Genomic DNA, 22,542 nt, shown 5'->3' on the forward strand with positions numbered 1-22,542 from the left:
AGGCATGTCTAATTGACGGGCGCGTTCGGTTCGGACGTGGGGTCCAAAGTGTCTTCGTCGTCCGGCGGTGGGATCTGACGCCGGTCGATCATGTAATTTGAACCGTCTTTTTGTTTGACCTTTTTTTTGATTTCGTTCGCCGCCGCGGAGAACTGGCCGAAATGGTCGTAGTCGTTGCGCGTGGAATCAATACCGGCGATGGAGAGGCTGATCAGCGGAAAACGCCGTGAATTACCCTGGCGATCGACAGATTCGATGTAACCGCGCATGCGGTCTTCATCGTCGTAGAAGGTCGCCGCCAGCATGTCGTAGTGGACGAGGACTTGCTGGAAAATCGGCTCGCACACCGCCGGATTGACGATCAACACGAAATCGTCGCCCCCGATGTGCCCAACGAAACCCTGGCTGTTGGGAAAGTTGCGCACGGTGTTAACCAATACACGTGCCGTCATGCGAATGACTTCATCGCCGCGGGAAAAACCGTAACGATCGTTGAAGGGTTTGAAATTGTCGATGTCCACGTGTGCGAAACAAAACGGCATGCGTTGATCGATACGATTCTGTAGCGTCTTAATAATCGTAAAATTGCCCGGTAGGCGAGACAAGGGATTGGCGTCCAGATACCGGCCAGACTTGTCCATCGCCAAGCGCACGCGCAGCCGCAGGTCTTCCAAATCAATCGGCAAGGCCGTGTAATCGTCGATGGGAATGTCGGTGAACGAGGTCTCCGGACGAAGCTGCGCCGGCTCGAAAAGGCACAACACGGCAAGATGGCCGAATACGGTGTCGTTCTTCAACGTGTTTAAAAACATTTTCCAGTTCTCGCCCTGGGCCGCCAGAATGATCAAATCGGGAGGATCGTTGTATATTTGGCTGAGCGCCATATTCGGCGAGGAAAAGAGGTAGCCGAAGTAATCTTCGGTTACCAACATCGCGACGATTTCTTGTCCGCGGTCTTCGTTTGGATCAACCACCAGAATTCGTTTGCGGACGCGTTCCATGGCAGGCCCCTTCCGCCGCTGCGGTCAACTATTCGCCCAGTGACTCCAGCTCCGGCTCGAGCTTCTCGACAATGGCGACAAGTTGCTCGCGGCTGATGGATACGCGTTCGGTGACGGCCGGATTGATTTTTTCGACGGGTGCGTTCGGTTCGGCACCCTGGCCCATGGCTTTGACCATGTTGTCGCCGATGAACACTACGGCGGTCGCCAACTCAGCGTAAGTGGCCAGTTCCGGCGTATGGTGGAAACTCATTGGCGCGGCAAGGCGCTGCGGTAGGTTCCATCGTTCGCACAACCAGAGCGCTACATCCGAGTGCGTAAACCCGATCATGGATTGCTCGGCAATGACGATGGGGCGACCTTTTTTCGATGCCGCCTGAATCACCGTCTGGTAGACCTCGGGTTCCATGATCATTAGGACGACCTTGCCGATATCGTGCAGCAACCCGGCCATGCCGATTTCTTCGGCGTTGGGAAGGTTCATTTGTTTACATATGATACCCGTGGCCTTGGAAACGGCCAGCGAGTGCTTCCATAACGGACGCCATTTGTCGGCCATGACGTCGAAGACGCTGGCCGATAGAATCAATCCCTTGACAACATCGTAGCCGAGCAACACCAAAGCGTGGGTTACCGTCGATATACGTCCCGGAAAGCCGTAAAAGGCGCTGTTGACCAGCTTGAGGATCTTCATTGCCAGCATCTGGTCTTTGCCGATGGTGTCGCCGATTTGACTCATCGAGATGCGAGGATCCGTGGCCATCTCGTTGAATTTGTCGAGAATGCCCGGAAAGGCCGGCAAGTTCTGAAGATTGTCCAGGCGGCTACGAAATGCTTTTTCATCGATGAGCATGCTATTTCACCCGCTGATCTACGCGTTCGAGAAGAAGCTCTTTCAAATCCTGCCAGAGGGTGGATTTGCCGGCCCGGGCAAAGCGAGCCTCGATCTTTTTCTTCATTTGCTCCGCTAGCGCCTTGTCAACGGGGTCGTCGGATTCGATCCAGACGACTTCGATTTCCATCTTTTCGAACCTGCGCAGCAAGCGCTCGGTCAATTCCGAGCCCACCGCGGCGAGAGTAACACCGGTTTCATTAACGACCGGCTGCGCCAGCACCATGCCGGCCCCAGCCTGGGTCAAGGGTATTTTCCGCAAAGCTGTTCCCCTTAACAAAGAAGCTCCGATTCGGTCGCGTGGGTGAGGGAAAAGCAATCGCTTTTCGCGACGAATCGCCGATGACAATACCGTTTCCCGGATCGATTTTCAAACCCATTCTTTCGATTTCGACCCACCAATGTAATACCGCACACCACGACCCTTTCCGATGAGATCGCTAGTATTTATTAAGCGAAGCGATATGTAGCACAAAGCCGCCGCGTTGAAAACTCGCGATTTGAACCGAAGCTAAAACACCGCGACCGGTAGAGCGGCAGTTACCACACACATCGCCGGTCCAAACGGTTTGACTCTCCGCCGCGAGCGGCGCTTCACGCGATAATACCGGCGATACCACCACACCCTTTCTTGACGATGAAAGACGAACGCGGGCCGGGATGCCGGCCGGAAACACCGCCCGGCTTGCTCGGTTTCCGACCTTCTGGTAGACAGAAGCGACATTTTTGCGGTCGGAGTGTATTCTTTGAACCCGCGGGCGAGGCCCCGGGTCGAAAAGGTTGCCGTAAAAACTGAAGGTTAGGGTCTGTATGGCACACCGCATTCTGGGAATCGACATTGGGCACACGGAAATCAAAGCCGTGCTGGCCGAAGTAACGTGGCGCGCCACGACCGTCTTGGGCGCGTACGTGGAGCGCGTTCCGTCTGCTGAAGAAGTTCAACATCGCCTGTTACCCACCGAACTTGAACCCGAGACCGAGCCCGCCACGGACGACGAAAGTGAAGGCGAAAATTCCGTACGCGACGGAGAAACCGACGCGCCGAGTGAACCGCCGCCACCGTGGGTGTACGCCGTCGGCGACATGCTCAAGAAACATCGGCTGGAGTTCAACGAAGTCCACGTAACCATGCCGGGCACCGCGGTGACGACGCGGATCATGACGCTGCCCTTTTCCAACCGGCGGCGCCTAGAGCAGGTTCTGCCCTTCGAATTGGAAAACCACGTCCCCTTCGACTTGGACGAAATGCACGTATCCTTCGAGGTTCTGGATAAGGACCCGCAGGGCGGTTTCCGCGTGCTGGTTGTGCTGACGCCCAACACGGAGTTGGCGCGGTATGTCGGCCACATCGCCGCGGCGGGGATTGATCCGAAAGTCATCGACGTGAGCCCCTACACCCTCTTCACCGCCGCCAAGTTGGCGTTGCCGGACGAAATGGGGGCGATCGCGCTCGTGGATTTGGGCGCCACGCACACCGACGTGGCCATTCTCAACGAAGGCGAACTTGTGGATTTGCGGTCGATTCCCATCGGCTCGCAACGATTCGATCACGAGTTGGCGCGGGCGATGAAGAAAGACCTGAGCGAAGCGGAAAAAACGAAAATCGAAAAAGCCGACCTCACTGCCGGCGGCAGCGGGAACGATGTCTTGCGCCGGGCGACGGGGTCCTTAATCAGCCGGTTGCGACAGACCCTACAGGGCGTGCGCACCGAAACCGGCGTTGAAGTCACCCGTATATATCTAACCGGTCGCGGATCGCTACTCTTGGGTTTGCCTCACTTTCTCGGCGAGCAACTCACGGTGGAAGTCGACCGGCTCAACGCGTTGGCGAGCGATTTGCCGGTTTCGATCGACGCGAAAGACCCGGCCGACCAGGGGCGTTACGCGGCCCCCTTGGCGCTGGTCAGTCGCGGCCTCGGCGAGTTGCGCGACATCAAGCTCAACCTGCGGCATGGCCCATTCGTGTATCAACGACAGCAACTCGCGCTGCAGTCGTCGATTCGCAGCATCGCGATCGTTGCCGGTATCGTGCTGGTGTTGTTGCTCTACAACGTTGTCGCAGGCCACTTACAGAAAAAGCGGCAACACGAAGCGTTGCAGCAGCAAGTCGTTGCGCTGTACCTCAAAGCGTTCCCGGGCAGCGTGCCGCCGGTGCGACCGCTCGAGCAGTTCAAGGGACAGATCAGCAAGACCGTGGCCAAGCACAAAACCGTCGGATTCCTGGGCGAAGATAATTTGCGCGCCATCGACATCCTCAAAGCCATGAGCGAGCACATTCCGCCCGGCGTGACGGTCGATATCAAGAAATTCGACTTGACGCCCGAGGCGATCAAGATTGAGGGAGAGGTGCCGTCCTTTCCCGATGTGGACCGCATCGAGGAATCGCTGAAGAAGTTCAGCGGATTCAAAAGCGTGAAGAAAGAAACCAGCAGCACGGTGTCGGAAAAAGTGAAATTCAAGTTCCACATCGGGCTCGTACAGAAAAAGGGCGGGAAAAGCAAAACGAAAAAGCCCGCCATGACCACGCCGGTGGTGACGCCATGAGTTTCAACCTGAACCTGGATGATCGGCAACGTAAGATCGCGCTTTTCGGCGGCGCGGGCGTGGCGGTGTTGTTGTTCGTGTGGATCGTTGTACTGCCCAAGTTCGGCGTCGGCGGCCTGGATTCAACAATCGACACGAAGGAAAGCGAGCTGCGCGAGATGGTGCGGCTCTATCAGAATTTCGAGCAGATCAAAAGCGACGTGACGCTCATCGAAAAGAAGATCGCCCGCAATGAGAGTATGTCGCTGCTTTCGGAATTGTCGGCCATCGCCGACAAAGTGGGCATCACCCAGGGCATCGACTCGATGGTCTCGAAGCAGAGACCGAAAAACGATTTCTACAAAGAAGAAGCGGTCGAGATACGGTTGCAGAAAATCAACTTGGAAGAGTTGGGCCGTCTCTTGTACGAGATCGAACATTCCACCCAATTGCTACGGGTTCGAAAACTGCACGTCGAAAGCCGCTTTGACGACAACAGCTTGCTTAACGTGACTGTCGAGGTCTCGACCTTCAAGGAGCGCGAGGAAGAGTAACTCTTTCAGCGCCACCTCGAACGCCCGCTAAAACTGAAAACCGAATTGGGCGTAAACCCCTTTGTTCCGCGGCGTGATATAAAGAATCGGCTCGACGCCGTATTTCTCCTGCAAGTATTTCTTGTACCGTTTTTCCGCGCCGCTGGGCCAACCTGTGAAATACACGCCCGGGGCGATCAACCCCGCGCCGATCACCAGGCCGCCCGCCATGATGTAATCGCCGGTCTCATCGTTGTACAGACCGATGGCCCCTTGAAAAATGCCCGCCGCCAAACCACCGCCGAAAAGAACGGCGCCCGGAATGAACAACGCCAGCCCCAGCGTCTTGCGGCGCTTTTTCGCTGCGGCCGCCTGGTTGTACAGGCGCAGCATCTCCAAATCGTTTTCCATCTGGTTCCGGACACCTTCTGGGTAGTGCCACATGATCGGGCCCTGTCGCTTCGCCATTTGGGTCACGCCGACGTGGGCGTCGGTATCCGGAGAGTCAGCCGCCAGAACGCGAGGCGCGACCGGCGCGACCAACCAGCAAACAACGAGCAACAACGAGACAGTCCGACGCATCAACAGGCCTCCGATCGGCTTATCGACCGAGCCCTTCGCCCGGCCGAATGGTTTCGTTCCACTTTGCATAAATCAATTCGGACATCAAACGGTGCCCCGCGACGCCCATGTGCATGCCATCGGCTAAATATAACGTCGCCCCGTGCGGATACGCAGCCACGGCGGGGTACGTGTCGACAACGACCACGCCGAATCGCTCCGCGGCGCGCCGGAGGCCGTCCAAACGACGGGCGAATTCCTCAGCCTGCAACTCCGGCCAGATTTTTGCGTGAAAGCCGAAAATGCCCGCGTGAATCGGGTGGCACGTGAACACCATCGTCGGCACGTCAGCCTCCTGCAACGCGGCAAACATCTCGGTGAGGGCGGCGAGAAAATCAGCCTCATCGACCATCACCCGCGGTCGGTTTTGCGCGTCGACATGAAAAATGCGCCCATCGTTAATCAAGTAGCCGATGATGACCAATTGCGGTTTCAGAGACAAAACATCGCGCGCCAGCCTTCGGCGCCCATCTGGGGCGATTTCGCCCGGATTGCCGGCATTAACAACGCGCACTTCGCCTTCGATTCGAGGGCGCAGGGCTTGTTCGAACAAATGGGGCCAAGCGGTATCGGGTGGAATCATCACGCCGGCCGTCGTCGAATCGCCCAACGCGACGACCAGGTAATCCACCCGCGCACCGCGAGCTTGGAAAGAACGTAAATCCGGCGGCGGATCATCACGACGCAGCATGCTCATCCATCCCCGGGCCAGTTTCCACGTCGGCGGCCAATCGCGAAGTCCCTCGGGCAGGCCCTGAAAAAGCCCCAGAGTCACCATCCCCGCGGCTTGCGGGAAGCGGAAGGAGACCGCCGCCAACAAAGCGGTCGCGAGCGCGGCGATCACCAGCACGGTTATCAACGCGGCGATCGCCAGACGTCGGAGCCGTCGAGGCACGGGTCACTCCACTTGAAAAGTATAGATGTTAACCGACTCCTCGTCGCCGTCGATGCTGATGGTCACGGTGTAGGTGCCGGGGGATTCCGGCGATTCGTCGATCGTGGCCAGGTGGATCGCCGGGCTGTCGGGGCCCACGTTGGCGGAAAAATGATGCTCGGCGACGTGCGAGCCGCTCGCGTCGGTGACAGTCAACGTCAGCCCCAGCGCGCCCAAATCTTCCAGCGTATCGTTCACGACGTAGGCCTCGATTTGCAGCGGCTTGCCGTGCGTTTTGCGAATCGGGCGATCCATCGCCACAAACGCGTAGACCGGTCGCATCGCCTTCTGCAACGCGAAATAGCTCTTTTTGGGCTTGCGCCAGTAGTCGAGCACCGACCACTGAATCGCCGGGTTCGGGTCCGTGAACATAAAGGGCATCACGCCGCCGTTGGGCGCGTATTTCACCCGCCGAAAGCGGTCGATATAGTGCCGGGTCATTTCACTTTGATAGTTCTGGCTTTTCTCGATCAACGTGGCCAGGTCGGGCTGTTTGAGACCGACCCAATGATCCAGCAACGCCTTTTGCAGGCTGTGTCGATACTCTAGCTCCGCCCAGTCGACGTTTTCGATCTGCGCGGCCATGAATTTCTTGCAGCTTTCCAAGTTCGGCAGACTCTGCGCGCCGAATTCGGTGTTGAACACGAGGTTTTTCGGCAGCCTCTTGATCAGGCGGTCGAACGCCCACATCGATCTGCCCTGCACCCGGTACCAGCCGAAATAGAAGTGGGTGTCGGTGCCCTTTTGCCACGGCAACCAGACCTTGCCGCTGTGTTCGTTGACGAAACGGGTGGGATCCACCGCCGCCAGGGCATCTTTGAGCGCGGGATCGAGCACGTCGCGATTCCATCCCCATATCCCCAACGTGAACACGGTTTTGAAAATCTCGGAGGGGGTCTCGTCGTCGGTCTCAACAAGGTAAATCGGCTCGTTGTGGCAGCACCAAATGGCGATAGACGGGTGGTTGAACAGCCCGCGTCCCATATCGGCGATCATGCGCTGGGCGATCGGCAGGATCTCGCGGCGGTAACTCCATTGCAGCGGGAAGTCCTGCCATAGCAGCAACCCCTCGCGGTCAGCGGCGCGGTAGAAATCCGGATGGTCCACGTGGGCGTGGACGCGCAGGATGTTCAGATTGGCCTGTTTGGCCAGCCGAATGTCGCGTTCACAGTCTTCGTACGTGACCGTGGCCAGGCGCGTGTCGGTCGGGGGTTGGTTGTTGCCTTTAAGGTAAAGACGTTGGCCGTTCAGCGAAAAAATCCAGTTATCCCAATGTACGGTGCGAATACCGACCTCGGCTTCGTACACGTCGCTGACTTTGCGGCCTTGCTTGATCGTCACCTTCAGGGAATACAGATTCGGTCGGCCGCGGTCGTGGGTCCACCACAGGGACGGTTCTTCCAGAATATGGGAGTAGGCGAGGGTATTGTGGCCTTCGTCAAGTTCGATTTCATGCACGAAGGCGTAGCTTTTTCCTTCAAAATCAATCGGGATCAGCTCGACGTGGATTTTCACCGCCGCCTTTTCCTGCGCCACGATTTCCAGGCGGGTCGTGGTGTGGGCATCCTCGCCGTCCAGGTCGTCGGTTTGGAACAAGCAGAGGTCGATGTGAGCGCCGCCGGAGGTGTGAATTTCCGGGGCGAGCCAGATACCTCCCGGATTGGTCGTCGGGTCCAGGCAGTCCCAGTGAGAAAAAACGCCGGTAATCATGCGTTTGTTGTTGCGTTCCTTTTCATCGGGGCAATGGACCTCGATGACCAGCTCGTTGTCTTTGGCCAACACGTCGGTGATGTCGTATCGCTGGGGCGTAAAATATCCTTCGTGGTCGCCGAGCCGCCGACCGTTCAAAAAGACGCTGGAATAATAGAAAATCCCGGGTAGCACCAGGTGGCTGCGGGCTCCTTTTTTGGCCTTATAAGAGAACCGTTTGCGGTACAACGTGAAACCGGCGTGGTTTCGTAATTCCGGATGCATTTGCCAGTGAGACGGCACGTCCATTTGCAGCCAATTCGACACTGACTCAGGGGGCGTTTGGCTGCGGCTGACAGGGGCGAGTTCCCAACTACCATGGAGCTTTTGGACGATCATGATTTTTCCTTACGCCGGGATGAATCTTTCCGTTCGCGGAGATTAATCGGCGTATCCAGGCCTGTCAACATCTCATCGCCGCTGGCGTGAATCGCACACTACATAATAACCGCATTTCACGTCACGCGATACTTGTGCAATATCTTCGTTGTGATATGCTTAAGTGGTTCCGAGTTGGTATGGGGTTTCGTACAGCAACGGCTTCAGTGGATGGGTGGGCGCGCAAATATGCGGAATTATTTGGTTATTCTTGTGCTCTGTGCGGCGTTCGGGCTGGTTCCGGCCGTCGCCTGGGCCGGGAAGTGCACGCGCGTGTTGCCGCAGGAAGTATTCGACTTTTTCGGCGACCAGCGTGAACCTTCCGTGTGCGGCGACTACGAATACAAGTTGCTCGATCTCAACGACGACGGCAAATTCGAACTTCACGTCACGAATTACCGCCGGTCCTGCGAAGATATTGGCTTCTGCAATGTCGAGTTTTTCAAACAAGACGGCGAAAAGTGGTTGCACATCGCCACCATCCCCGGCCGCATCCGCTTGCTCAAAACGACCACCGGAGGATACCACGACATCGCCACGTGGTTGTTGGGACAGCGCTACGTTTATATTTGGGACGGCAAAACCTATAAGGACAGTATGCAAGGCAACGACTCGCCGCCCGACAAGGAAAATGACGCAGAGACCCCCGACCCCGGCAAGAAGACAGTCACACCAACGCCATAATTCGACACAAATCGTCCAATGACGGGTTATTTGTAAGTAATTATAGACGTTTACGAGGAAACACAGGCCTCGTTGAAAACCCCTTTTCGCGGGGAATGAGGGTTTACAATTCCGCGGGAAGTGTGTTATTTCCAGTTTTGTTCTTCGAGTGGTGACTCGAAAATGAAGTTTTTTTCCGGCTCTATGTCCCGGAAAATGTATTGAGGGAATGGCTAAATCCATAGCGCCGGAGAAGGGAGGAATGCTATCAAACAAGGGAATGAAAAACCCCGCCATGTAGGAACTGCTCGTTGATACTAAATGGCGGCGTGAATCCGATGACAATGTTATTGGCTAGGTTAACGAAACGATAGACAAGGAGATTGACACAATGAGAAAGAGCGCTTTTTTTGCCGTGTTCACCATCGCGTTGTTAGTGGCCGGCGCAAGCCTGGCGACTGCCGCGACCGGCGGACCGGACGCCTACGGGTATACGTGGGACGATACCGAAACCTACGTGTGGAATGACATTTCGGGTACCGGCACGTTGCTGGCCCTGGGTGACGACGACTATGAATATCTGGCCCCAGGCTTTGATTTTCTGTTCTATGGCAATGTCTATGACGAAGTCAGCATCACTTCGAACGGGCACATCGTGCCGGGCCTCGAAGGCTACTACGTCGGCGTAGACTGCTCGATTTGGGCTGATTACGTCTCCCCGGTGTTCGGCGCCTGGGCTGACTTGAATCCGTCCTCGACCGGCGCGGTTTACTACGAAACGATCGGCTCTTCCCCCAACCGGAAATTCGTCGTGCAGTACGATGGCGTACCGCGCTACGGCGACGATACTGACACTACGACCTTCCAAATCGTGATGGAAGAAGCCACCAAAGACGTCGTGATCTATATGAACGATACGCTGGCCGGCACCAGCACAACCAGCGTGGCCATCGGCATTCACGGCGGCACCACTGACTTCAACCTGTTGAACGAATGCGCCGTCGGCGCCGGTACGGCGAGCACCGCGTACCGCTTCGCGCATCCGGATGAGTACTTCCTGTTCACCGGTCCGACCGAAGCCGCCGGTAACCCCGACGACGTCGTGACCTACACCATGTCCATTGAAAACCAGACTGGCTCCAAGGGTACGTTCAACGTCGCGTTGACCGGCAACACCTGGACCACAACCGCTCCGGCGACGGTCGATATCGCTGACGGCGCCACCGGCACCTTCGACGTGGAAGTGACCGTTGCAACCACCGCTTTCTGTGGTGCTTCGGACGCCGTGACCGTCACCGTGGACAAAGGCACCATTTCGCAAGAGAAAGAGCTGACGACTTCGGTCGACTGCTTGGTCTTTGAGCTGGATGTCGAAACCGCCTCCGGCAACAACTTGTGCCTCGGCGTTGAATATGTCGGGAACCACTTGTTCGTCACGGCCGCCGGTACGAGCGCGAATCCGCCGCATACGGTTTACGAGCTGGCTCTTGACGGCACCCTGATCAACAGCTTCACGCAAGACGGCGTGAGTGACACTTGGGGTTGGCGCGACTTGGCTTGGGACGGCGACTATCTGTATGGTTCGGCCAACGCCACCGTCCAGTGCTTCGAAACCGACGGTACGCTCTGTGGTTCCTTCACCGGACCGCAAACCCCGAACCGCGCGCTGGCGTACGACCCGGATACCGATCACTTCTGGACGGCGAACTTCACGTCCGACATCTATGAATTTGATCGGACCGGCGCCATCATCAACCAGTACACCAATGCTTACTCCGCGTACGGCATGGCCTGGGATGCCGAGTCGGCGGGCGGCCCGTTCCTGTGGGTCTTTGAGCAAGACAACAACTACATTCGTCAGTTCGATCCGACGGTCGGTGACTACACCGGCGTGTTGATTCCGGTGACCGGCGATGCGGCCGGCGGCCTCGCCCTGGCCGAAAGCTTCGGCAAGGTCGGCGGCGCTCCGGTGCTGCTCGCTCTGATGCAGATGACCCCGGATATGGTCTTCGGCTACGGCATCGGCGACGACCCAATCGGCGACGATGACGACGACGACGATGACAACGACGACAACGACACGACCGACGATGACACCACGGGTGACGACGACACCACCGGTGACGACGACACTACGGGCGACGACGACGACGACGCGACCGACGACGATGCAACCGACGACGACACAGCCGTTGGCGGCGACGACGACGACGATGACGATAGTGGGTGTGGCTGCTAAGTAGTCCGCCTAGTTATTTGTCCATCAAAGAGGGCCTTCGGGCCCTCTTTTTTCATCTCAATTCTCCTATGCGACACGGGGCAAGAGTCGATATTCGCGGGACCCATCACCCCCTTTTTTTTGAACCCCAGGCAAGGTATATTTCCAGTCACAACGCGGCATTACACAACAGGCAAGCAGTCGGAAAACCAACCAAACGGGGGGAAACGATGAGAGCGAAAGTCTTTCTGGTTTTCATGATATGTGTGTTTTTTACCGCCGGTGCGGTGACGGCACACGCGGCAACCGGCGGACCGGATGCCTACGGATATACGTGGGACGATACCGAAACCTACGTGTGGAATGACATCTCCGGAACGGGGACACCATTGACCCTGGGCGACGATGATTACGAATATCTCGCACTCGGCTTCGATATCCTTTTCTATGGTGTCAATTATACGGACGTCAGCGTAACTTCAAACGGCCATATCGTGCCGGGATTCGAAGGTTATTACGTCGGCGTCACCTGCTCCAGTTGGGCGACATACACGTCGCCGGAATGGGGCGCTTGGGCCGATCTGAACCCGTCGGCGGGCGGTTCGATCTACTACGAAACCGTGGGAACTTCGCCTAACCGCAAGTTCATCGTGCAGTACGACGAAGTGCCACGCTACGGCGACGCGGCGGACACCACGACCTTCCAACTCGTGTACGAAGAAGCGACCAAAGACGTCGTGATCTACATGAACGACACCTTGCTGGATACCAGCAGCACCAACATGGCCATCGGTATCCATGGAGGCACCGCAACCAACAACCTGCTGTATGAATGCGGCCCCGGGGCCGGCACGGCGGGCGGCGCGGTTCGCTTCGCACACCCGACTTCCTACTTCTTCGTCACGGGGGCGACATCCGGTGCGGGCCAACCTGGTGCCGTCGAGACTTACACCCTGACGGTCGATAACCATACCGGTTCCAAAGGAACCTTCAACATCAGCCTAAGCGGCAATGCGTGGGCGACCTCCGCCCCGGCGACCGTCGATGTCGCTGATGGCGCCACCGGCACCTTCGATGTGGACGTAACGATCGATCCGACCGCTTTCTGCGGCGGTTCGGACGGCGTCACCGTCACCGTCGAAAAGGGCGGCGACTCCAAAACCCACGACATTACAACCACCGTCGATTGCCTCATCTTTGAACTCGATGTCACGGCCGCGACCGGCGACATTCGCGTTCTCGGCGTAGAATACGTTCCTCCCTACTTGTACCTCACCGGTACCGGGGACAGCGCCACCGCGCCGCACACCGTATGGGAACTGGATCTGGCCGGGGCGGTGATCAACTCGTGGACGCAACCGGGCTCCGCCTCCTGGGGTTGGCGGGACATGGCCTACGACGGTGCTCACTTGTACGCGTCGGAAGGCTCTAACGTTGATTGTTTCGACACCGATGGCACGTCCTGCGGCTCCTTTACGGGTCCGCAAAGCCCGAACCGCGCGCTGGCGTACGACCCCGCGACGGATCACTTCTGGACGGCGAATTTCTCGTCCGACATTTACGAGTTCGACCGCGCCGGTGCGATCATCAACCAGTACACCAACGCCTACAGCGCCTACGGTATGGCTTGGGATGCCGAATCCGAAGGCGGACCCTTCCTGTGGGTCTACGAGCAAACCAACAATGCGATTCAGCAATTTAACCCCACAACCGGTGCTTACACCGGCGTGTTCATCCCGGTACCGGGCGACGGCACGGCTCTCGCCGGCGGCTTAGGCTTGGCGAGCACGTGGCCGGCTGAAGTCGGCGGCCCGCCGGTACTGTTGGCGATGGCGCAGCAAACATTCGACACCGTCTATGGCTACGGTATCGGTGACGCCGGCGACGACGATGACGACGACGATGACGACAACGACGATAACGATGACAACGACGATAACGATGACAACGACGACAATGATGACAACGACGACAATGATGACAACGACGACAATGATGACAACGACGATAATGATGACAACGACGACAATGATGACAACGACGATAATGATGACAACGACGACAACGACACCGCCCCGGGCGATGTGGTCAAAGTCGGCTTCCAGTACGCGGGCAACGATGGTGCGTTCCACTTGTTCGATGATGTGACCATCACCGACAGCAACAAGGCGACCGTCATCGATGAAAGCTTCGAAGGCGGGGCTGTGCCGGGCGACTGGTCACAAATCATCAACGTAGCCGGTTACACCTGGCAGGTCACCGACGGCGTCGGTGGCTCGGGCTTGGTGCCCCATACCGGAACGTACGAGGCTGAAATCGAGTGGCAGTCCACGACACCGCAGGATGAATGGCTCGTGACGCCCGCTCTGGGCGCAGCCGCCGACGGTCCCTTCGAAGTCAGTTTCTGGAATGCGGGCAGTGTGTACTGGTCGGGCAACGCGACGCTGCACGTCAGCTATACCTGCGACGACGGCGCCACTTGGACCGAGCTGTACGTCTTCCCCGGCACGGGCGAAACCGAGGACTTCACCTGGTACGAGAACACCATCCCCTTCGATTGCAGTGGCGGTGACGACGACGACGACGACAACAACGACGATAATGACGACAATGACACGACCGATGACGACACGACCGATGACGACACAACCGATGACGACACGGGCGGCGACGACGATACGACCGACGACGACACGACCGACGACGATACGACCGACGACGACACCGGCGCGGACGACGACGACGACGCCAGCGACGACGATGCCGGCGATGACGACACCGGTGATGACGACACGATCGCAATCGGTGACGACGACGACGATGACGACAGCGGGTGCGGCTGTTAGCGACGCTCTGGCAAACAACAAACAGGCCGGGTCAAATTGACCCGGCCTTTTTCTACGATACAATCGCCCACTGAATTTGGAAGCACGCGGAGGCAGCGGTGTTGCGAGACATAGGGCGACGCGCGGCAATCATCCTGGCCATTCTGGCGGCCCTGACCGTCACGGGGGGGTGTACGCCGAACAAGCCGCCGGAGTTGCGCAACGTGGTATTCGTCTCCCTCGACACTGTCCGCGCCGACCACTTGAGCTGTTATGGCTACCAACGCGCGACCAGCCCGCACATCGATGCGCTCGCCGCCGAGGGCATGTTGTTCGAAAACGCCATGGCGCAATCGTCATGGACGACGCCGTCGCATGCCTCGTTGTTTACGGGCTTGCTCAGTTCGGCCCATGGCGCGGCGCAACTCAATCAGCCGATCAAAAAGGAAGTACCGGTGCTCGCGGAGTACCTGCAGGACGCCGGCTTTCAAACCGGGGGCTTCGTAACCCACCTGTTCGTTGGCGACTACCTCGGCTTTGATCGCGGCTTCGATTCATTTTGGTACGAACAAACACCGCGCGCCAAAGGCCCGGTGGACGCCGCGCTCACCTGGCTTGAGGGGCGTAACGAGAAACCGTTCTTCTTGTTCCTGCACCTGTTTGATCCCCATCACCCCTATGCGCCGCCCGACAAATACGTGCGCCAATACGAGGGTGATTGCCGCCGCGAACCGGGCAATATGGCCTCCTTGGGCAAGTTGTTTGACCGCGATGCGACGGGCCGGGACCAGTTGCTGGCCTGCCTCATCCGTCGTTACGATGACGAAATCCACTACGCCGACGAACAACTCGGGCGGCTGTTCGCGTACCTGAAAGAGAAAGCGTTGTGGGACCAAACGCTGGTCGTGTTCCTCTCCGACCACGGCGAGGAATTCCTCGACCACGGCAGCGTGCTGCACGCCATCACCCTGTATCAGGAACAACTACACGTCCCGCTGATCCTGGCCGGCGGGCCCCCGGGGCTGCTGCAAGCGGGGTCCCGTGTCAAAGGGCGCGTCGCGCTCTACGACATCATGCCCACGTTGTTGGACTTGTTCGACATTAAGCCCAAGGCGACGATGACCGCCCAAACGCTCCTGCCGCACCTGCGCGGAAAAACCCAGCCCGACCGCGACGTCATCGCCGAGACCAACGATGTCGGGCCCGACCGCATGACTCTGTTGTCCGGTCCGGCGAAATACCTTTATGCGCCCGATGCCCACGTGTTCCAGCAACATATGTCGGCGGAGTTTTATGACCTCGCCGGCGACCCGGGTGAAAAACATAACTTGCTGGATGAGCGGCCCCAAGAGGCCGCGCGCGTGCGGGCGCGGATGATCGAGCAGGGGCGCTACGCGACTCGCCAGGCGTGGCGGATCATGTGGGGCGGCGCCGGCAGCGAGAGAGCCGTGCGCGGCAGGTTGCAAACCGAGGGACGTTTCACCCACGCCTTCAAGTATCTCGGCTTCACACGGTTCGACGAAATCCCCGAAGACCTGCCGATCGATCAAGCATTGCGCCAAGCCGATTATCAAATCCACCGCGCGAGCCGGGTCATCAGTTTCAGCGCGGCCGACCACATTGTGGCCAACGGGTTTGCCGCCGTGCTTGCCCAAGCCGACGCCCCGCTGACCCTGACCGTCGACTGGCGAACTGAAACCGGCGACGGCAAACGCGAAACGCTCACGATAGCCGGCACGCCGACCCGTGATAAGCCTCTATTGGCCGCCGGCGGGCTCGTGCGCATCTTCACCGAAGATATCCTCACTTTTCCCGAAGCGCCGCCCGAACTCGAGATCAGCCGAAAAGAAAAATTGCCTGCGCCGCTGAAACAGAAATTGCGCACGCTGGGCTATTTCTAGCGGAGAGGTTATGAACAAACGCCGCCTCGCCATCGCCGTCTCCGGAGTCGTCCTGGGCGTTGCCGGATACTGGCTGCTGGATCGATGGTGGGGACCCTTCGCCGCGGCGCGCGTCTACGAAGCGCCGGAGCATTCCGTCTGGCGGGCCGTCATTTCCTTGGGGCATTGGCTGTGGTACGCGGCGCTGATCGCGGCGAGCCTCGGCGCCGGCGCCGCCATCGCGTTTTGGCCCGGCCGTGGGAAGACGATCGCGGGAGAAAAACACGCCTGGCGGTGGGTCGCGGCGTTGGCTGTATTTGCGGCTGCGGCCGTCCTGCTGATACGGGCCGGAGCGTTGGGCGGCGCGCCCCTCTTTGACGACGAAATGATCTACCGCTTCCAGGCGCAGACGATCACCATGGGCCGACTGACCGCCGATCCGCCGCCGGATGCCGAACGCTTCAAGCACATTTTCCTCGGCGTTTGGAAGGGGCGCTGGTTTGGGCAGTACAGCTTCGGCCACCCTGCGCTTTTGGCCCTTGGCGAGCTTCTGGGTCGGCCGGGTGTGGTAGGCGCAGCGGAAACAGCGCTGATGGTCCTGCTGTTGTTTTTGCTGGCCGACCGACTCTTCGACCGCCGCGCCGCGTTGTTAACCGCTTTCCTGGCCGCGGTTTCACCCTTTTTGCTGTGCACCGGCGCGACGCTCTTGTCGCAGAACTCCGCCACGCCGCTGGTGCTGCTGGGTATTCTGTTTACTTTGCGCGCGGCCGAGCATGGGCGCTTTGGCGACACCTTGGTTGCGGCGCTGGCATTAGGCGGCGCGTTTTGGTGCCGGCAAATGGAACCCGCCGTATTCGCCTTCGGCCCCCTCGTACTGCTGGCAATTCGCTTGATTCGCGGCAGGCGGCGGCTGCCGATTCTGGCCGGCGGATTGCTCGGCTCGCTGCTGGCAATCGGCCCACTCTTGTTGCTGCAGCGGTATCTGTGGGGCGACGCCTTCTGGACAAATTACCAAGCGTACTGGTGGGGCGTGCAGAAACTTCGCATCACCTCGCCCTTTGGTTTCGGCCTTGCGCCGCTGGCCAATCACACGCCCGCCAAGGGCTTGTTGTACACGCTGCGTAACTGGGTTCACCTTGATGTGTTCCTGCTCGGCCTGCCCGGCGCAACGATTCTGGCCGCCGTCGGCTTCGCAGCCCATCGCAAGCAGAGCGAAGCGGTGGCCGTGTTCGCCGGCGTCGTACTCAGTTTTGTCATGTTGTTCTTTTATTTTTGGCCCAGCCTCGCCGACACTGGCCCGCAGCTCTACCACACCGCCGGAGCCGTGTTGCTGCCCTTCGTTGCCGCCGGGCTGATCCGATGGCTCGACTCCGCCAAAGTGCCGGCGCTTGCCGCCGCGACCATCTTGTTGGTGGCCGGCGCGACCTTCTGGCCGGTGCAACTGCAAGCCCTGCACCGCGCCTCGCAAGGCGCCACGGAATTGCAGCGCTTGGTCGCCGCGCGCGATATTCACCACGCCATCGTCTTCGCCCGGGCACGGCCCTGGCCGACCGGGTACGCCGTCTCACCGGTCAATTCGCTGCCGGCGCCGCGGCCCGACTTTTCCGACGACGTGCTTTTCGCGCGCACCGGCGGCACGCCGGTCAACCGCGCTTTCGCTGAAAAGCATTTCCCGGATCGAGCGCTGTATTACCTGCAATTTATCGACGGCAAAATCGCCTTGCTGCCACTCGACGAATACACCGGTCGGCAAAGCCTGCTCGAAGCGGCCGTGCCGCGCGATATCTCGAAGTGACCACCGCCCTTTTGCGCGGTTGATAAGCGGTGTAAAAAAGCCGGAAGGAAAAGGAGACGAGTTGCGCCGTATCTTCGCCACTTTGGTCATGTTGAGCCTCGTGTTTTGCTTCGCCTGCGACGCGAAACGATACCGGCCCACCAAACTGCCCCCGGCGCGAAACGCCGTGCTGATCAGCATCGACATGCTGCGCGCCGACCACCTGGGCACGTACGGGTATTCCAAACCGACCTCACCCAACCTCGACAAGCTGGCGAAAGAGGCCATTCGTTTCGACCGGGCCTATAGCAGTTCAAACTGGACCCTGCCCGGGCACGCGGGCATGCTCACCGGCCGCATGTCATCCTGGCACGGCGGCATTCAGCTACACGACGCCATTCGCGAATCGGTGCCCCTGGTTTCCCAGGTCCTGCAAGCGCGCGGCGTGAGAACGGCGGCGCTGACAAGCCATATTTACGTATCCCCGCGCTATGGATTCGAGCGTGGCTTCGACTACTTCGAGTTCGAGCAAAATCGCGCCGCGCCGGTCATCACCGACAAGGCTGTGGCATGGCTGGAAACGCAGGGCGACGAACCCTTCTTCCTGTTCTTGCATTACTTCGACGTACATAACCCCTTCGGCCAAGGGGGCGCGCCCGTAGGACGTTTTACCAGCGATCCGGAATGCCGCGGCCCCGTCACCGTGCACGAGGCCGTCGCCGCCGCCTACCAGGAAAACTGGGACGCCTTCGATTGCATCACCGCCTTGTACGATGCCGATATTGCGCTGGTCGACCGCGAATTGGGCCGGTTGTTCGAATACCTGAAGCACCGCGGATTGCTGGAGGAAACCCTGCTGATCGTCACGTCGGATCACGGCGAACTACTCGGCAAGGGAGAGGGCGTTACCCACGGCCTGACGCTGCGCGAACCGGAAATCCGCGTGCCGCTCTTGATTCGTTTCCCCGGCGCCGCGGCGGGCAACACGGCCGTGCCGCACTTGGTCAGCAACATCCAACTGACGCCGACTATTCTCGAATCGATGGGCGCGCCCGCCTTCGACACCGACCTGCCGAGTCTCTTTCCGCTTTTGGCCGGCGGTGCGCCTCCCACGTGGCTGGGCGTCGAAACCGACAGCATTCGGTATCAACAAATCGGCATCGTGGGCGAGCGTTACAAGCTGATTCTGCCGCCCACCTACCACATCATGGACACCCGCCTGGCGCCGATGCTGATCGATATCAAAGGTTCGGAAGAAGAAAACCTGTGGGAGAAGCACCCCGAGCGCGTGCGCGACATGCTGGGCCGGGCCGAACAAAGCGGCTGGTACGGCCGCGGCACCTGCCACGAGTTCGTGCATCGTTTCGGGCCGGACGTGGGGCCGGTGAAGCTGCGTTTTTCGTTTCCCGAGGATCGTCCGCCGGTGTATGTGCGGCCGTGGCGGCGTGCGGTGCAGGTCAAGCCGGGCGGCTTCTTCGACGTTTGGCCGCATTTGCGACGGTCTCCCGGCACGATCGAGTTGCGCCTGAAACCCGGCGAGCACCCCATGGGCATCGTGTTCGTCATGCCCGAAGGCGTGCAGGCGCGGGCGGAAGTGTTCTTCTCGGGCGCTCAACGTCCGGCCGTATTGTGGGGCGAGGAGAAAACGGAGTGGGACGGCGCCTCGAAAGGGCTACCCACCGAGGCGGGTGCGTGGCAGGCCGTCACCCGGCCCGATGGGGCTTTCATACAGGCGCGCAGCTACCGCGTGCTGGATCTCGAACGACCCAACGGCGGGCGTTCGGGCGTGCCGGTCGATTTGACCAACGACGAGGAACGCGACCTGCGCACCCTCGGCTATCTGGGGATGTGATTAAATCTGCGACTCTTCGTAGAACGCCCGGCCTTCAATCTTTTTTCCGCCTCGCGTGCCGCTGACGAACGCTCCACCTTCGTAGATGGTTTCGTTCACTTCCATGTTCTCGCGGTCGGCGGTGACGGTCAGCGACGCGTCCAACTCGGAAATATCGATCCGCCAAACGGTCGCCCGGCGGCGGCCGGTGGCCTCGCTTTTCCACTCGCTCAGCGTCTGCGCGGTGCAGCTCAGGCTGGGCCGGTGCGTGCCGTCGGGCAGCACGGCGTCGCAATCGACATGCATCGTGTTGTCCTTGCGCACGAAGGCGAAAACCATGGCCTTGGTTCCGTCGGTCAGGTGAATCGAAAACCAGTGCCAACTGCGCAGTTTGCCGTAATTCCACAGCCCCCATTGGTGGTCCATCCATCCCAGGCCATGTAGGACCCGGCGCTTGTCGCCGACGGCCACCGAGCCGTCCACGCGCATGGCCGGGATCAGGTAATACTCGCTGCGCCCGGTTTCGCCCATCGAGATCGTGCCGTCGCCGCTCACGGCAATCGGTGGCTGGATCGCCGTAAGGCGCAGTTTCATCTGCGCGGGTTCGCCCTCGAGTTCGAACTCATAATCCAGCCGACCGCGCTCGAGTTGCCGAATCGTTGCCACGCCCTTGGATGACGCCGACAGGGCTTTCCGGTCCACCTCGGTGTCGGTTTCTTTGTAGTACGGAATGAAAACGTCGTCGTCCGGCGAGTACAGCATGCCGTAGAACTGGTTGTCGGACAGGATCGCGAACATGAACGACCACCGTCGCCCCTCGGTGTCGAGGGTATGGGCGTTGAAATACCACCAGCCCAAGACATTGCGAAAATGGATGCCCGCAAAATTGAAGGCGGCGAGGTTTTTCACCGGTATGTTCTCGGGGTTCACTTCCGGCGCGTCGACGGGTGGCATGAGTTGCTCGTAAGCGCGGCGGTCGGCGCTTGCATCGGGCGGCGTGTAAGATGGCGGGCTCTTCTTTTCGCATGCCGCCATGACCAGCATGATCGCGAGCAACACGTAGGGCAGGCCTTTTCGCATCTAATACCCCGGCGGTTTGTAGCGCCGTCCCGCTCCGAAGGGGAAGAAGCGGTCGGTTAGCGGGTCGATTTCTTCCGGCGGTACCACGACACGCACGCGTTCGTTCCGGCGCGCGTCGAGGTTCACTTGACGCAGGGTCGTAAGAACGATGCCGTAGGTCAAGTCGCCGTAGCGGATCGGATTGCGCTTCAGCATCGGATCGTAAAACGGCTCGACGGCCAACCGCCGCATCAAGCCGCCGCTGGCGACGAACTCCGTGCGGTCGTTGCAGTGCAGCACTAGCAGGCGATCGGTGAGTTCTGGGCGGTAGAATTTGACCGCGGTGTCCAAGGCGTGATCGTGCGGCCGGGCGCAATAATAGAGCACGGTGCCCGGCTCGGCATCCCCGTGGTCGCGCGCGATATTGTCGGCGGTTTGTTGCAACGACTCAGCCCGCCGCGTTTGCCAACGCGAGAAATTCCAGCCCAACACGGCGCTGTTAACGGCAAGCAGAATCGCCAATCCGGCAAGCAACAACCGTGCGACACGCCCTGGACGACCCGCCAAACCCGCCGCCGCGGCCAGCAACAACCCGGCGCCGAATCCGCCGAGATAGAAAAAGCGTAGCGGAAACCATAGCGCCATAACCGGGTTCTTCAGGTTTACGGCCATCGGCGCCATCGCCAAAACGAAAAGCGCCAAGCCCATCAGCGCCAGGCGTGGTGCGCCCGTGCGGCGACCCCAGATGAGCAGCGCGAGGATCCCCACCGCCAACGGCGGCAGCAACCATGGCAACACGGGGAAGTAGTCGGCAATGAGTTTGGGGATCACCGGCAAAATAACGTCGAGCGGCGGCGCGCCGGGCAGCGGGTCGTATCCGCCGAAGCCGCCCAAAAACAACCAACGCCACACGAAATACAAGGACGCCGCCAGCACCCAAGGCCAAGCGGTCAGCAGCGTAAGACCGGCGGCGCGTCGGCGGCTTTCGCCGCGTTGCCGATGGAAAGAGAAAGCAAGAGGAAATACCAGCAGCGCCACGACGATTTGATTTTCCTTGCACAACATGGCCGCGAGCGCCGCGAGCAGCGAGGCGGTCAGCCACAATCGGCGGCGGCCGTCCATCCACCGCCAAAACGCGATCAGCGAGACAACCAGAAAGAAGGCGCCAAGCACGTCGGGCGTGTTGAACACAAAATGCGCCCCCATGGTCGTCGCGGGAGAAACGGCAAACAGCGCCGCCGTCCAAAACGCCACGGGAATCGAGCCGAACCAACGCCGCCCAAGTTCGAACAGCAAGCATGTCGTGGCGGCTACGAGCGCTAAATTCACCGCGAGATAGCCCACGGCATGCGCGCCGAACAGCCCATACAAAGGCTTGAAGAAGAAGTAGAACGCCGGTCGGTAGTACAAACCGAACCACAAATCCTGGGTGAAAAACGCCCAAACCGGCGCGCCGGCGCGGGCCAGATGCAGATAGAAATAATCGTCCAGGTAGAAATCGCCCCACAAAATCGCGCCCTGCGTCAGCAAGGCGGCTAACGCCAACGCCGCGCGATAAGCGTTCAAACCGGAATCTTTTAGGGGCGCTGCGGTGCTATGTTCCGACACGATTGCATCCGTTTGTTGCTAAGAGGAAGTCGTCGGCCAGCTTACGTAGCCGG

At 59.5% G+C, this 22,542-nt stretch carries 16 protein-coding genes; 8 read left to right on the plus strand and 8 right to left on the minus strand.

Annotation, left to right across the window (positions count from 1 at the left end; all coding sequences use genetic code 11):
- Window positions 1-8: 8 nt before the first annotated feature.
- The 3 genes from P9L99_06430 to P9L99_06440 are packed head-to-tail and all read right to left on the minus strand — an operon-like array spanning window position 9 to window position 2,155.
- Entirely contained in the window at window positions 9-1,001 is a 993-nt protein-coding gene (locus P9L99_06430) for a diguanylate cyclase (protein ID MDP8222977.1), read from the minus strand.
- A gap of 28 nt (window positions 1,002-1,029) precedes the next feature.
- A complete protein-coding gene (locus P9L99_06435) occupies window positions 1,030-1,854 on the minus strand; it encodes an HDOD domain-containing protein (GenBank protein ID MDP8222978.1) in 825 nt (274 codons plus the stop codon).
- A 1-nt stretch (window position 1,855) separates the two neighbouring features.
- Window positions 1,856-2,155 (minus strand): hypothetical protein, encoded by a 300-nt coding sequence (locus P9L99_06440; GenBank protein ID MDP8222979.1) that lies wholly within the window; start codon window positions 2,153-2,155, stop codon window positions 1,856-1,858.
- Between the two features lie 548 nt (window positions 2,156-2,703).
- On the opposite strand from P9L99_06440, the gene gspL reads away from it, so the two are divergent.
- Together gspL and P9L99_06450 are read left to right on the plus strand one after the other, a co-directional pair.
- Entirely contained in the window at window positions 2,704-4,437 is a 1,734-nt protein-coding gene (gene gspL / locus P9L99_06445; GenBank protein ID MDP8222980.1) for a type II secretion system protein GspL, read from the plus strand.
- Window positions 4,434-4,970, plus strand: a complete 537-nt coding sequence (locus tag P9L99_06450) for a hypothetical protein (GenBank protein MDP8222981.1) — start codon at window positions 4,434-4,436, stop codon at window positions 4,968-4,970. The genes gspL and P9L99_06450 overlap by 4 nt, the downstream gene beginning before the upstream one ends.
- Before the next feature lie 27 nt (window positions 4,971-4,997).
- Here P9L99_06450 and P9L99_06455 read toward each other — a convergent pair whose 3' ends face one another.
- Genes P9L99_06455 through P9L99_06465 form a run of 3 tightly spaced genes read right to left on the minus strand, consistent with a single transcriptional unit; the run spans window position 4,998 to window position 8,592 of the window.
- A complete protein-coding gene (locus P9L99_06455) occupies window positions 4,998-5,531 on the minus strand; it encodes a hypothetical protein (protein ID MDP8222982.1) in 534 nt (177 codons plus the stop codon).
- A gap of 19 nt (window positions 5,532-5,550) precedes the next feature.
- Window positions 5,551-6,465, minus strand: a complete 915-nt coding sequence (locus tag P9L99_06460; protein ID MDP8222983.1) for an SGNH/GDSL hydrolase family protein — start codon at window positions 6,463-6,465, stop codon at window positions 5,551-5,553.
- Between the two features lie 3 nt (window positions 6,466-6,468).
- A complete protein-coding gene (locus tag P9L99_06465) occupies window positions 6,469-8,592 on the minus strand; it encodes a glycoside hydrolase family 2 TIM barrel-domain containing protein (protein ID MDP8222984.1) in 2,124 nt (707 codons plus the stop codon).
- A gap of 228 nt (window positions 8,593-8,820) precedes the next feature.
- Here P9L99_06465 and P9L99_06470 point away from each other — a divergent pair, with 228 nt between their 5' ends.
- The 6 genes from P9L99_06470 (at window position 8,821) to P9L99_06495 (ending at window position 19,843) form a co-directional block, all read left to right on the plus strand.
- Window positions 8,821-9,315, plus strand: a complete 495-nt coding sequence (locus P9L99_06470) for a hypothetical protein (protein MDP8222985.1) — start codon at window positions 8,821-8,823, stop codon at window positions 9,313-9,315.
- 370 nt (window positions 9,316-9,685) lie between these two features.
- Entirely contained in the window at window positions 9,686-11,533 is a 1,848-nt protein-coding gene (locus tag P9L99_06475) for a hypothetical protein (protein ID MDP8222986.1), read from the plus strand.
- Between the two features lie 209 nt (window positions 11,534-11,742).
- On the plus strand, window positions 11,743-14,358 hold the full coding sequence (locus P9L99_06480; protein MDP8222987.1) for a hypothetical protein: 2,616 nt from the start codon (window positions 11,743-11,745) through the stop codon (window positions 14,356-14,358).
- 98 nt (window positions 14,359-14,456) lie between these two features.
- A complete protein-coding gene (locus P9L99_06485) occupies window positions 14,457-16,238 on the plus strand; it encodes a sulfatase (protein MDP8222988.1) in 1,782 nt (593 codons plus the stop codon).
- Window positions 16,239-16,248: 10 nt separating this feature from the next.
- Entirely contained in the window at window positions 16,249-18,012 is a 1,764-nt protein-coding gene (locus P9L99_06490; GenBank protein MDP8222989.1) for a glycosyltransferase family 39 protein, read from the plus strand.
- Between the two features lie 61 nt (window positions 18,013-18,073).
- Window positions 18,074-19,843 carry a sulfatase gene (locus P9L99_06495; GenBank protein ID MDP8222990.1) on the plus strand — a complete coding sequence of 590 codons (1,770 nt, stop codon included), beginning with the start codon at window positions 18,074-18,076 and terminating at the stop codon, window positions 19,841-19,843.
- Here P9L99_06495 and P9L99_06500 read toward each other — a convergent pair whose 3' ends face one another.
- Window positions 19,844-20,902 (minus strand): lipocalin family protein, encoded by a 1,059-nt coding sequence (locus P9L99_06500; GenBank protein MDP8222991.1) that lies wholly within the window; start codon window positions 20,900-20,902, stop codon window positions 19,844-19,846.
- The gene (locus P9L99_06505; protein ID MDP8222992.1) at window positions 20,903-22,489 is read right to left on the minus strand and encodes a glycosyltransferase family 39 protein; all 1,587 of its coding nucleotides are present in this window, start codon (window positions 22,487-22,489) and stop codon (window positions 20,903-20,905) included.
- Window positions 22,490-22,542: the final 53 nt, after the last annotated feature.

The organism is Candidatus Lernaella stagnicola (assembly GCA_030765525.1).
Taxonomy (GTDB): Bacteria; Lernaellota; Lernaellaia; order Lernaellales; family Lernaellaceae; genus Lernaella; species Lernaella stagnicola.